We start from the raw sequence: 12,874 nt of genomic DNA, 5'->3' as shown, positions 1-12,874 counted from the left end.
AAACAGTGTTTTTCCAGACGTGCGCCGCAGACAGGAAACAAGTAAACACCGCAAGCACGTACAATCAGCCGCCACCGCATCGAAAGGAGCGCTCTTGAACTGGGATTATCCGCACGCCCACACCCTGCCCGTCACGCCCGAACCGGGCGACATCGACGGCTTGCAGCACACCAACAACGCCGTCTACGTGCGCTGGTGCGAGCATATCGCCTGGCACCACTCGGCCACACTGGGGCTGGACCTCGACGATTACCGGCGCCTGGACCGGGCCATGGCGATACGCCGCGGCGAATACGACTACCTGCTGCCGACGCGGGCCGGCGAAGCGCTGACCCTGGCCACCTGGCTGTGCGCCAGCGATGGGCGCTCCAGCATGGAACGGCGCTTCCAGCTGATCCGCGACAGCGACGGCGCCACCGTCGTGCGCGGACGCTGGGACTTGATCTGCATCGAATTGAGCAGCGGCCGCGCGCGCCGCCTGCCGCCCGAGTTCCTGGCCGTGTATGAACCGGCCATCGTCGCGGCCGGCGCGCCGCGCGGGCAGGACTAGGCCGCCGTTTTGCGCGCCGTTCGGCGAAGATGCGGGGCGTTTCTTGCGCCTCCGCAGTGCAACATGCATTTCGCTCCTGCTTTGCCCGTGCATGCTTTAGAATCAGCGACCTCAGCCCCGTAAAAACAGGATAAAACATATGACGGCAGTCGGGAATACCGAACCACAAGAGCTCAAGCGCGGCCTGAAAAGCCGCCACATCCAGCTCATCGCCCTGGGCGGCGCCATCGGCACCGGCCTGTTTCTGGGCATCGCGCAAACCATCAAGATGGCCGGCCCTTCCGTGCTGCTCGGCTATGGCATTGCCGGCGTCATCGCCTTTCTGATCATGCGCCAGCTGGGCGAGATGGTGGTCGACGAACCCGTCGCCGGCTCCTTCAGCTATTTCGCCGACAAATACTGCGGCCACCTGCCCGGCTTTTTGTCGGGCTGGAATTACTGGGTACTGTATGTGCTCGTCAGCATGGCCGAGCTGACGGCCGTCGGCATCTACGTGCAGTACTGGTGGCCCGGCGTGCCGACCTGGGTCTCGGCACTGATCTTCTTCTGCGCGATCAACGCCATCAGTTTGCTCAATGTCAAAGCCTTTGGCGAGATGGAATTCTGGTTCGCCATCATCAAGGTGGTCGCCATCATCGGCATGATCGTCTTCGGCGCGTATCTGCTCGCTTCCGGCGACGCGGGGCCGCAGGCGTCCGTGGCCAACCTGTGGCAGCACGGCGGCTTTTTCCCGAATGGCTGGCAGGGGCTGGTGATGGCCATGGCCGTCATCATGTTCTCGTTCGGCGGCCTGGAGCTGGTAGGCATCACGGCGGCCGAGGCGGATGATCCGAGCACGACGATTCCGCGCGCCACCAACCAGGCCATCTACCGTATCCTGATCTTTTACATCGGCGCGCTCGGCATCCTGCTGTCGCTGTACCCGTGGCAAAACGTCGTCACCGGCGGCAGCCCTTTTGTCCTGATCTTCCATGCGCTCGACAGCAACCTGGTGGCCACGGCCCTGAACGTGGTGGTGCTGACGGCGGCACTCTCCGTCTACAACAGCGGCGTGTACTGCAACACGCGCATGCTGTTCGGCCTGGCCAAGCAAGGCAATGCGCCGCGCGCGCTGCTGCACCTGAACCGCCGCGGCGTGCCGCTGGTGGCGCTGGGCGTGTCCGCGCTGGCGACGGGCGCCTGCGTGGTGGTCAATTACTTCATGCCGGGCGAAGCGTTCGAAGTGCTGATGGGCCTTGTCGTGTCGGCGCTGATCATCAACTGGGCCATGATCAGCTGGATCCATTTGCGTTTCCGCGCGCAAAAGAAGGCCGAGGGCAAGACGACCCTGTTCCAGAGCCTGGGCTACCCGTTCACCAACTACCTGTGCCTGGTGTTCCTGGCCGGCATCCTGGTGATCATGTACCTGACGCCGGGCCTGCGCATCTCCGTCTACCTGATTCCCGTGTGGCTGGCCGCGCTGGGCGTCGGCTACTGGATCAAGCAAAACAAGGCCAAGGCATAGGCTGTTTTGCGCCGCATCCAGCCAAGCAACAAGCAAGCAAAAAGCCCGTCTTCGCAGACGGGCTTTTTGCATGGACGCGCGGTCATGTCTACGCGACGGCGGCTCCGCCCTCTTCCGGCTGTGCATCGGTTCGCCACATGCTGACGGTCTGGCCCGCATACGATTGCAGCAGCACATCGTCGCTCAAGGTCAGCATCGCCTGCTGGCGCTGCTCCGCCTTCTTCTCGGGCGTCATGCCGAGCTCTCCGGTCCGGTACGGTCCCAGCACGGGCAGCAAATCGCGCAGCACAGAATAATTGCCTGGTATGGTCTTGTCCGATTCCAGCTTGGCCAGGAAATACTTCATGACATGCTCGGACTGCTTGCCCTCCTGCCGCAAGCTCGCCTTCACCATCTTGCCATCCTTGTAGGCCACCTGCGCATCGCTGCTGGCCGTATCCTCGATCTGATGATACGTATAGTTCTGCGATTCCGTGCTGTCCGTCAGGCGCAGCGGCACGCCGGGGACGAGGGTCTCATGGAAGCTGGCGCTCAGCTTCGATTGCTGCTGCTGCCTGACTGACCGCTCGTCCTGGCTGGCGCCGGCCTGCAGCGTCTTTTGCGACACTTCATAATTGAAGCCATCCTTTTCCGAACTGCGCATGGGATTGCTGAATTTCACGGCCTGCGATACGGAGGCGCTGAAATCGGCCAGCCCCGTCAGGATGGACTTGTCCTCGGCCGCCAGGCGCCACTTGCCCGTCTCGGGTGTGTCCGTGGCCGCTTGCGGCGCGGCGGTATTGCTGTGCAAGGCCGTAAAGCTATCCTTGAGCATGGCCACCAGGCCCGCGTCGCCATGACCGCGCGACGCCGCCTGGTCGAACTGCTTCATGTAGCTGCCCAGCGCCTTGGCTTGCCGTTCGCGACTGCCCAGGGTATTGAGTTGGCTGGCGTCGACCTTCAGGTCCAGGGAGCCGGCCTCGCCGCTGAAGCTGACCTGGCGCTGCGCGCCATCGGCCTGGAAATCCAGGGTTTGCACGCCCTCTATCTCGCCGCGCACCTTGACTTCCGCATGCAGTTTCACCGACGCCAGCAACTGCTGGTCGAACTGCATCAAGCCTTCCAGCTTGATTTTCGGCGTATCCCGTCCCATGCCATCGATGGCGTCCTGAAAACCCTTCGCCAGGTCGCCCAGGGCGCTGGCTTCAGCGTCGCTGAGGTCGCCACTGGTCGTCATGCTCACGGCCAGGCCGTCGCCCTGACTGTCGAGCGACAGCTTGACTTCCACACCGCTTTTGGTCGTGATGCTGAGGGTAACCTTGTCTTCGCCATTGCCATGCAGGCTGCCCGGCGCGATGCCGGACGCCGCATAGACATTCGGCGTGGTGCTCGGCGGCGGCTGCCGCATCGCCTGCGAGAAATTGTAGTTGCCCAGCTTGGCCTGCCCCAGCATGGCCGCGCCCAGGCCGCTGAAGCGGCCGCCAAACGCATGCGAAGAAAAACTCTTTGTCATCGCCTCACTCACCTTGTTGCGCGTCGCGCTTTCCCATATCGTCGGCGAAGGCAGCAGCTGCGCGACGGCTTGCGTCGCCCCGATGTCAACAATGGAGGACGGGCTCGGCGCCGGAGACGGCGCGGCATCCGCCTTGGTGGCAGCGGCATTGGGCGCGCGTGAGGGACTTGGATTCCAGCTCGGGATCGAGGAGACGGAGGTCATGGGTCTTATGCCTTGCTAAACGAAGATGGGTGGTTAGGTAAAGTATGCATAACTTTCATTTTTTGATAACTGGTAGCCGTCGAGTACTGCCATGTTTTCTCAGAGCATGGGATGGGTCGCATCTCAAGCGCTAAGCAGACACTGCTATAACGACGTGAAATGTGAAATCATGAGCGCAAGGGAGCATGAAAATTTTTCATTCTTGATACAAATCATGCTCCGCCGCCATGCCAGCGTTCGCAGGTGTTCGCCATCTAACTCAATTTGAACAGTTGCCACAAGTAAATTTCTACTGTTGCTCAAATGATGAAAGTGACTAAGTGTGATATTTCGCCGGCCCGCAATCAATATGATCGCTGAGTGCTTCGTAATAAAGCTGCATATGCTTATTCGGAACCGCAAGCACGGCCTTAAGGAGGCAATATGAAATTTATGCACTTAACCATCGCCAAGCGGCTCGGCATGGGCTTTGGCCTGGTCGCCCTGTTCCTGTTGCTGGTCATCGCGCTGGGGCTGACCAGCATGCGACAAATCCAGGACCGCATGGATGAAGCAACCAAGGTCAACAACGTCGAAACCAGGCTGGCCCAGACTATGGACTTGACAGTGACCGAGCGGGCGCTGGCGCTGCGCAATCTGATTTTGCTGAAGGAGGAGAAGGAGATCCAGATCGAGGTCGCGCGCATCGCGGAGCAGGAAAAAAAATACGCCGCTGCCCAGCAAAAGCTGGGGGAAATGTTCGCCAAGCTGGAAGGCACCTCGAGCGAAGAAAAAAGCCTGCTCGAACAGATCCGCACACAAAGCGACCTGGCGGCGCCCTTCATTCAGCGGGCCGCCGCGCTGGCGCTGGAGCACAAGCAGGACGATGCCTACAAACTGCTGCGCTATGAATTCCGCCCCGTGCAAAAGCGCTGGTGGGAATTGCTGCGCACCTTGATCGCCGTCGAGGAAAAGCAGAATAACGATGCTTCCAGCATGGCCGAGGCGGCCTACAGCCAGGCGCGCCTGGTGATGCTGAGCATCGGCTCGCTGGCCCTCATCACCAGCCTGCTGGCCGCCGTGCTGATCACGCGCAGCGTGACGCGCCAACTCGGCTGCGAGCCCGACGAAGCGGCGGCGATCGCCGGGCAGATTGCCAGCGGCAACCTGGCCGTGCCCATTCATACCCGCCCCGGCGACACGCACAGCCTGCTGCACGCCATGCAATCGATGCGCGACAGCCTGGCGCAGATCGTCCAGCAAGTTCACGCCAGCACCGAGACCATCGCCACGGCGGCAGGCCAGATCGCCATGGGCAACCTGGACTTGTCTTCGCGCACGGAACAGCAGGCCAGTACGCTGGAGCAAACCGCTTCATCCATGGAAGAACTAACCAGCACCGTGCGCATCAACACCGACCATGCACGCCAGGCCAACGGGCTGGTCGAATCGGCCTCCAATGTCGCCACCAAGGGCGGCGCCGTGGTGGCGCAGGTGGTCGACACCATGGCGGCCATCGATGTCTCGGCGCGCAAGATCGTCGACATCATCGCCGTCATCGACGGCATCGCCTTCCAGACGAATATCCTGGCGCTGAACGCGGCGGTCGAGGCGGCCCGTGCCGGGGAACAGGGGCGCGGCTTTGCCGTGGTGGCCACCGAGGTGCGCAATCTGGCGCAGCGCTCGGCCGCCGCAGCCAAGGAAATCAAGGACCTGATCGGCGACTCGGTCGACAAGGTCCAGGCCGGCAACCGGCTGGTCGAACAGGCAGGATCGACCATGCACGAGGTGGTCGCCAGCGTCAAGCGCGTCACCGGCATCATGTCTGAAATGATGTCCGCCAGCCAGGAACAATCCGCTGGCATCGAGCAAATCAATATGGCCGTGACGCAAATGGACAATGTGACGCAGCAAAATGCGGCACTGGTCGAAGAAGCCGCCGCCGCAGCGCAAGCGATGCAGGAACAGGTCAACAGCCTGAACGATGTCGTCAGCGTCTTCCGCGTGGGCAACATCGCTGGCGGCCGCGATGCGGGACTGCGCCTGGTCAGCCGTCAGCCACCGCCGCCGGCGGTACGGCGCGCGCCCGCCACGGCAATGCCGGCTCGTCCGGCCGTCGCCAAGCCCAGCGAAATCGAGTGGGAACAGTTTTGAGCCGGCAACGGGGGAGTGGCACACGTGGGTAAACTGGAACAGATCGCCGCTGCGGGCGAAGTGGTAGCGACGCACATCTTCCCGCATGCAAGCCATATCGGCAAGGAGCAACGGGGCCTGCTGGCCGGTCAGCAAGGCGCGACGCTGTGGCTGACCGGCCTGAGCGGCGCAGGCAAGTCGACGCTGGCGTACGCGCTGGAAAGGCGGCTGCTGGCCGAGGGTCACCTGAGCTGCGTGCTCGACGGCGACAATATGCGGCACCACCTGAATGGAGACCTCGGTTTCTCTCCCCGCGATCGCCAGGAAAACATCCGCCGCAGCGCCGTCGTGGCCAGGCTGATGAACGATGCCGGCATGATGGTCATCTGCGCCTTCATCTCGCCGCTGCGCAGCGACCGCGAGATGGCGCGCCAGATCATCGGCAGTGACAATTTTATCGAAGCCTATATCAGCACGCCGAGCGCGCTATGCGAGGAACGCGACCCCAAGGGACTGTACAAAAAAGCGCGAGCCGGACTGATCCCTGCATTTACGGGCGTCTCCGCGCCCTACGAGGCACCGCTGGCGCCGGCGCTTATGCTGGACACGGGCGTGCTGTCGCTGGAACAGGCCTGCGAGCGGCTGTTCCAGCAACTGTGCCCGCACTTCATCTGATGCCGCGCGGCCACCTTTTCGAGGAATGATGAGATGATCAGCAGCCACCATCCCGGCCAAGGCGCGCGCCCGCGCCCCGTCATGATGATCCCCTTGCGCCGCTGCGGCAGCCATGCCCTGCGCCTGCGCCTGAACCTGTCGCCGCAGTTTTATTCGCCGTATCCACTGCACCTGGTTGACATGATGCCGCTGCTGCCCCTGTACGGCGACTTGCGCGATGACCGCGCCTACTTTCGCCTGGTGGTCGATGTGGTGGGCCTGGCGGCGGCCAGCATGGTCAAGTGGCCGGGGGTCGTCTTCGATCCGGTGGAAGTGTTCGAGACGCTGCGCGGCCAGCCGCGCAGCATCCACCGCGTGGCGTGGGAGCTGCTGCTGCGCGCGGGCGAACGCCGCCAGGCGCAGGTGGTGATGGACAAGTCGCTCGACAGCGTGCACTACGCCGACGACATCGTGCGGCTATATCCCGACATGCTGTTCCTGAACGTGGTGCGCGATCCGCGCGCGCAAGTGGCGTCGATGAACCGCGCCATCATCCACGATTTCGACACGCTGCTCAATGCCAGGACCTGGCTGGCCGCCCATGCGGCAGCCGACCATGGCGTGCAACGCTATCCGCGGCGCGTGCTGACGATACGCTATGAAGATTTCCTGTCGCGGCAACAAGAGACGCTGGAAACGGTATGTGATTTTCTCGGCATCGCCTTCCTGCCGCAAATGCTGGACGTGGCCGCGTCGGCGGAGGCGCGGCAAATCGCGCAGTTGTCATCGCTCTGGTCGGCCAACTGCCATGCGCCGATCGCGACCAACATCGACAAATTCAGGCAGCAACTATCGGACGATGACATCAACCTCATCGAAACGCTCACTGGCCCGTATATGGACCGCTACGGCTACGCGCGCCTGAGCCGCGGCGACGCCAACATCACGCCGGCGCTGATCGAGCTGGCCGGCAAGCGCTCGGCGCAAGGACGCGAACGCGCCTGGCACGCCTTGGAACAGGATAACTTCCGCGATTACGTGCTGCGCCGCTGCCGCGCCGACTATCTGGCCCAGCTGCATGCACGGCTCAGCCAGGCCAGCGGCGCGCAGGGCAGCAGCACCATCGTCACGCTGGATCAACTCGACCAGGGCGCGTTTGTCGTCAGCGACTAACACCTATCAAAACCTACTGCGCGTCGTAATTTGCGGTCTGCGATGCTCACTGCCTCGGCGGCCCCGTACTTCGTACAGTTGCGCTTCTCAACCACAACTTCCTTCCGCTCGCTACGGTTTTGTCAGGTGTTGTAAGCGCCTGGCCATCGCCTGCCCCAGGCTGCGCTCCTGCGTCTGAATGCGACTTTTTGACCGGATACCTTCCCCGCAACGACAAGCATCAGCATGCCGCCGCTGCCGGCCCGACAAACCATGATCAATGCTCTTTGTTTTCTAAAAACAACAATTTCAATATCGATCGGCAATGTCCACTAGAATGGTGGGCATATGAAACATATGATTAGCGCGCCGGTCGCCAGTTTCACCGATTTGCTGCTTGATGCCGTGTGCATGGTTGACGTGGACGGGCGCTTCGTGTTCGTCAGCGCCGCTTGCGAACGCATCTTCGGCTACACGCAGCAGGAAATGATCGGCAAGCTCATGCTCGACATGGTCGCCCCCGCCGACCGCGCCCGCACCCTGGCGGCCGCGCGCGCCATCATGGATGGGCATGCGCAGACGCACTTTGAAAACCGCTACCTGCGCAAGGATGGCAGCCTGGCCCACATCATGTGGTCGGCCCGCTGGTCCGCCGCCGACCAGCTGCGCGTGGCCGTGGCGCGCGACATCACCTTGCTGAAACAGGCGCAGGCAAAGCAGGCAGCGCTGTACGCCATTTCCGAAGCCATGCAGGCGACGCAGGATTTGCCCGCCTTGCTGTACCGCATACAGCACATCATCGGCGAGCACTTGCCTGCGCGCAGCCTGACCTTGCTGCTGCAGGACGAACACGGCGCACAGCCTTTGATGACCTGCCATGCCGGCGACAGCGGGCCGCAGCCGACGCCGTCCCTGGCCAGCCTGCTGTGCGACGAAGTCCTGCGCAGCGGCCGCCCCTTGCTGCTGCAGGCGGGACAACTGGCCGGCCTGCCGCCGGCGCTGCAAACGGCGGCTGGCGCCCTGTCCTCGTGCTGGCTTGCCGTGCCCCTGTATTCCTCGCTGGGCAGCATCGGCGCGCTGGCCTTGCAAGGCGGCCAGGATGCCGTCATCGGCACGGCGCAAGACCAGGATTTGCTGCAATTTGTCGCAAAGCAACTAGCGACCGCCATCGAGCGCCGGCAGTTGCAGACGCAAATGCAGTTCATGGCCATGCACGATGAACTGACCCGTTTGCCGAACCGCCGCCTGTTCCACGACCGCCTGCACACGGCGTTCGCCCGCGCACACCGCCAGGAAGGCCGGCTGTCGCTGCTGTTCCTGGACTTGAACAACTTCAAACGCGTCAACGATGACCACGGCCATGCCTGTGGCGACCTGCTGCTGCAAACGGTGGCGAACCGCCTGCGCGATTGCATGCGCGAAACCGACACCTTGGCCAGGATGGGCGGCGATGAATTCGTCGTGCTCCTGGAAAGCAATGTCACACCGGCCGATGTCAGCCTGATCGAGCAAAAGATCCACGCGGCCCTGGCCGCGCCGCTGCACCTGGGCAACGGACAGCAATTGCGGATCACCGTCAGCATCGGCGTGGCCCACTATCCGGAAGACGGCGATACCATGCAACTGCTGTTGCGCCATGCGGACCGGGCCATGTATGCATCGAAGATGCTTGCCGCCGCCTCGCGCTAGCCTGCCTGGCGACAGTACCCGCATGCTATACTTTCCGGCAATGCTAAGACTCTTCAAAACATGGCTGATCCTGCTGCTGATCGCGGCGGTGCCGCTGCAGGCGGCGGGCGCCATGCGGGCGTGCGCGCCGCTTGCGGCATCGCCTGCCGCCGCGATGGCAGGGGCTTGCCAGCATCACGCCGTGCAGTCATCCGCCATCACGGACAGCGCCGGCACGCCGAAAGAAAACAAGACCCCTGCCAAGCATGCCGCGTGCGGCGCCTGTTCCCTCTTTTGCCTGGGCGCACTGATGCCGCCCGGCCTCTCCCTGCCTGCCGCCGCCGGCACGGGTGCGCAACGCGTCGCCGCTGCAACGGATACCTTGCTGCCGGGATTCATTCCCGACGGCCCGCGCCGGCCCCCGCGGCCGCTTTCCGCTTAAATTCCAAGCTCGTCCCAAGCAGGCCACTGCGGTGGCCACGATAGCCCTATTCCGTCTGAAAGCGACACATGATCAAACATTACATACTGCGCGGCGCCTTCGCCGCCATGCTGGGCTTGCCCACGTTCGCCATGGCGGCCCTGCCCGTCATTGAAGTCTACAAGAGCGCCTCGTGCGGCTGCTGTTCCGAATGGATCAAGCACCTGGAAGCGAACGGTTTCACGGTGCGCGCGAAAAACGTCGAGATGCCGGCGCAATACCGCAAGCTGGCCGGCATTCCCGACGCGCTCGGCTCCTGCCACACGGGCCTCGTCAACGGCTACGCCATCGAAGGCCATGTGCCGGCCAGCGACATCAAGCAGCTGCTGCGCGAAAAACCCAAGGCGAAAGGCCTGGCCGTGCCGGCAATGCCGATGGGTTCTCCAGGCATGGAAGGGCCGCGCAAGGATGCATACGACGTCTTGCTGGTCAAGAGCAATGGCAGCACCAGTGTTTACAAGCACTACCAGTAAGATGCAGGGCCAGTAAGATGCAGGGAAAATGAAAAACGCCGCCGGAATCGCTTCCGGCGGCGTTTTTTGTCAGGCAGTAAAGAACTTACTGCCTGTCAGGACTGCATCAGATAGTGTCGAGCACGGCATTCAGGCTGGCGCTAGGACGCATGACCGCTTCCGTCTTCGCGGGATCCGGCAGGTAGTAGCCGCCGATATCCGTTTCCTTGCCTTGGACTGCTTTCAGCTCGGCAACGATCTTTTCTTCGTTGTCTGCCAGGGCTTTTGCCACTGGCGCAAAATGCGCTGCCAGTTCCGCATCGTCCTTCTGCGCTGCCAGGGCTTGCGCCCAGTACATGGCCAGGTAGAAATGGCTGCCGCGGTTGTCCAGCTCGCCCGTGCGTGGCGATGGCGACTTGTTGTTGTCCAGCAATTTTCCGGTGGCTTCATCGAGGGTTTTCGCCAGGATCTTGGCCTTCGCATTGCCCGTCTTGATGCCCATGTCTTCCAGCGACACGGCCAGCGCCAGGAACTCGCCCAGCGAATCCCAGCGCAGATGGTTTTCTTCCACCAGCTGCTTGACGTGTTTCGGTGCCGAACCGCCGGCGCCCGTTTCGTACATGCCGCCACCGGCCATCAATGGCACGATCGACAGCATCTTGGCGGACGTGCCCAGTTCCAGGATCGGGAACAGATCGGTCAGGTAGTCGCGCAGGATGTTGCCGGTCACCGAGATGGTGTCCAGGCCGCGGAAGGCGCGTTCCAGCGTGTAGCGCATGGCGCGCGTCTGCGACATGATCTGGATGTCCAGACCCTTGGTGTCGTGCTCCTTCAGGTAAACCTGTACCTTCTTGATGACTTCGTTCTCGTGCGGACGGTAGGAATCGAGCCAGAACACGGCAGGCATGCCCGAGTTGCGCGCGCGCGTGACGGCCAGCTTGACCCAGTCGCGGATCGGGGCGTCCTTGACCTGGCACATGCGCCAGATATCGCCCTCTTCCACCGTTTGCGTCAGCAGCACTTCGCCCGTTTCCAGGTCGGTGATGTTGGCGGTGCCGCCTTCAGGCACTTCAAACGTCTTGTCGTGCGAACCGTATTCTTCCGCTTGCTGCGCCATCAGGCCTACGTTCGGCACGGTGCCCATGGTCTTCGGATCGAAGTTGCCATGCCATTTGCAGAAGCCGATCATTTCCTGGTAGATGCGTGCGAAAGTCGATTCCGGCATGACTGCCTTGACGTCTTTCGGACGGCCGTCGGCACCCCACATCTTGCCGCCGATACGGATCATGGCCGGCATCGACGCGTCGACGATGATGTCGTTCGGCGAATGGAAGTTGGTGATGCCCTTGGCCGAATCGACCATGGCCAGTTCCGGACGATGCGCGTGGCAGGCGTGCAGGTCCTTGAGGATTTCATCCTTTTGCGACGCTGGCAACGTGTCGATCTTGTCGTACAGGTTGCTCATGCCATTGTTGACATTCACGCCCAGCTTGTCGAACAGTTCGGCGTGCTTGGCAAACGCGTCCTTGTAGAAGATACGCACGCAGTGGCCGAAGACGATCGGGTGCGAGACCTTCATCATGGTGGCCTTGACGTGCAGCGAGAACATCACGCCCGTCTTGAAGGCGTCGTCGATTTCCTTCTCGTAGAACTCCAGCAGTGCTTTCTTGCTCATGAACATGCTGTCGATGATCTCGCCCGCTTGCAGCGAAACCTTCGGTTTCAGCACGATGGTCTTGCCCGAGGCTGTGACCAGTTCCATCTTGACATCGCGCGCTTTTTCCAGGGTCAGCGATTTTTCGCCGTGGTAGAAGTCGCCATGGTGCATGTGCGAGACGTGGGTTTGCGACGACTGGCTCCACTCGCCCATCGAGTGCGGGTGCTTGCGCGCATACTCTTTGACGGCTTTCGGTGCGCGGCGGTCGGAATTGCCTTCACGCAGGACCGGGTTGACCGAGCTGCCGATGCATTTGCCGTAGCGGGCCTTCAAGGCTTTTTCTTCTTCGGTCTTCGCATCTTCCGGATAGTCGGGCAGCTTGTAGCCACGGCCTTGCAGTTCGCGCACGCAAGCGATCAACTGGCCTTGCGAGGCGCTGATGTTCGGCAGCTTGATGATGTTGGTGTCCGGATTCTGGGTCAATTTGCCCAGTTCAGCCAGGGTATTCGGGACTTTTTGCGCGTCCGTCAGGAATTCGGGAAATTCAGCCAGTACACGTGCCGCCACCGAAATATCGCTGGACACCACGTCCACGCCAGCCGGCGCGGTGAATTTTTTGATAATCGGCAGCAGGGAATACGTCGCGAGCAGCGGCGCCTCGTCAGTCAGCGTGTAGATGATTTTGGATTTTTGTGTTGCCATGTTCATTCCCTTGTATGCGGTGATGCCTGGTGGTTAACTTTCTTCATTCCAAACACAGGACGGTTAGCCTTGCTTTGGACGGCTAGTGTGCCGGCGGTGACGCCGTGCTTGCCCACCGCGTATTTTAGACTGTCCTGCCGCTGTTTGTGTATCCGATGGCGACGAATCTTATATAAGACAGCAAATATCCGGAACTACCGGGCCAGAATGGCCATTTTCCGCCTTGAAATGGATGCGGGGCGGCGG

The 12,874-nt window shown here is 62.0% G+C and carries 10 protein-coding genes; 8 read left to right on the top strand and 2 right to left on the bottom strand.

Features of this window, described 5'->3' with window-relative positions; translation table 11 throughout:
* Nucleotides 1-94 precede the first annotated feature (94 nt).
* Together OX462_RS12480 and OX462_RS12475 are read left to right on the top strand one after the other, a co-directional pair.
* Nucleotides 95-550 carry an acyl-CoA thioesterase gene (locus OX462_RS12480; RefSeq protein WP_409028558.1) on the top strand — a complete coding sequence of 152 codons (456 nt, stop codon included), beginning with the start codon at nt 95-97 and terminating at the stop codon, nt 548-550.
* Nucleotides 551-689: 139 nt separating this feature from the next.
* Entirely contained in the window at nt 690-2,054 is a 1,365-nt protein-coding gene (locus tag OX462_RS12475; RefSeq protein ID WP_070291489.1) for an amino acid permease, read from the top strand.
* 88 nt (nt 2,055-2,142) lie between these two features.
* Here the strand turns inward: OX462_RS12475 and OX462_RS12470 are convergent, their stop codons facing one another.
* On the bottom strand, nt 2,143-3,750 hold the full coding sequence (locus tag OX462_RS12470; protein ID WP_139143838.1) for a hypothetical protein: 1,608 nt from the start codon (nt 3,748-3,750) through the stop codon (nt 2,143-2,145).
* Nucleotides 3,751-4,173: 423 nt separating this feature from the next.
* Between OX462_RS12470 and OX462_RS12465 the strand changes: the two genes are divergently transcribed.
* The 6 genes from OX462_RS12465 to OX462_RS12440 all read left to right on the top strand — a co-directional run bounded on the left by OX462_RS12465 (nt 4,174) and on the right by OX462_RS12440 (nt 10,290).
* A complete protein-coding gene (locus tag OX462_RS12465) occupies nt 4,174-5,883 on the top strand; it encodes a methyl-accepting chemotaxis protein (protein ID WP_409028557.1) in 1,710 nt (569 codons plus the stop codon).
* A 24-nt stretch (nt 5,884-5,907) separates the two neighbouring features.
* Entirely contained in the window at nt 5,908-6,537 is a 630-nt protein-coding gene (gene cysC, locus OX462_RS12460) for an adenylyl-sulfate kinase (RefSeq protein ID WP_070218576.1), read from the top strand.
* Between the two features lie 33 nt (nt 6,538-6,570).
* Complete coding sequence (locus tag OX462_RS12455) at nt 6,571-7,689, top strand: sulfotransferase family protein (protein ID WP_409028556.1); 1,119 nt, start codon at nt 6,571-6,573, stop codon at nt 7,687-7,689.
* Between the two features lie 327 nt (nt 7,690-8,016).
* Complete coding sequence (locus OX462_RS12450; RefSeq protein WP_409028555.1) at nt 8,017-9,357, top strand: sensor domain-containing protein; 1,341 nt, start codon at nt 8,017-8,019, stop codon at nt 9,355-9,357.
* A gap of 40 nt (nt 9,358-9,397) precedes the next feature.
* Nucleotides 9,398-9,778 (top strand): hypothetical protein, encoded by a 381-nt coding sequence (locus tag OX462_RS12445; protein ID WP_409028554.1) that lies wholly within the window; start codon nt 9,398-9,400, stop codon nt 9,776-9,778.
* A 68-nt stretch (nt 9,779-9,846) separates the two neighbouring features.
* A complete protein-coding gene (locus OX462_RS12440) occupies nt 9,847-10,290 on the top strand; it encodes a DUF411 domain-containing protein (protein WP_070218523.1) in 444 nt (147 codons plus the stop codon).
* 106 nt (nt 10,291-10,396) lie between these two features.
* On the opposite strand, the gene OX462_RS12435 is transcribed toward OX462_RS12440, so the two are convergent.
* Nucleotides 10,397-12,628 carry an NADP-dependent isocitrate dehydrogenase gene (locus OX462_RS12435; protein ID WP_070218577.1) on the bottom strand — a complete coding sequence of 744 codons (2,232 nt, stop codon included), beginning with the start codon at nt 12,626-12,628 and terminating at the stop codon, nt 10,397-10,399.
* Nucleotides 12,629-12,874: the final 246 nt, after the last annotated feature.

Origin of the sequence: Janthinobacterium aestuarii (assembly GCF_046113285.1) — a bacterium.
Classification (GTDB): Bacteria; Pseudomonadota; Gammaproteobacteria; order Burkholderiales; family Burkholderiaceae_D; genus Janthinobacterium.
Note: the sequence above shows the minus strand (reverse complement) of the source record. Positions and strands in the feature narration are given on the sequence as shown.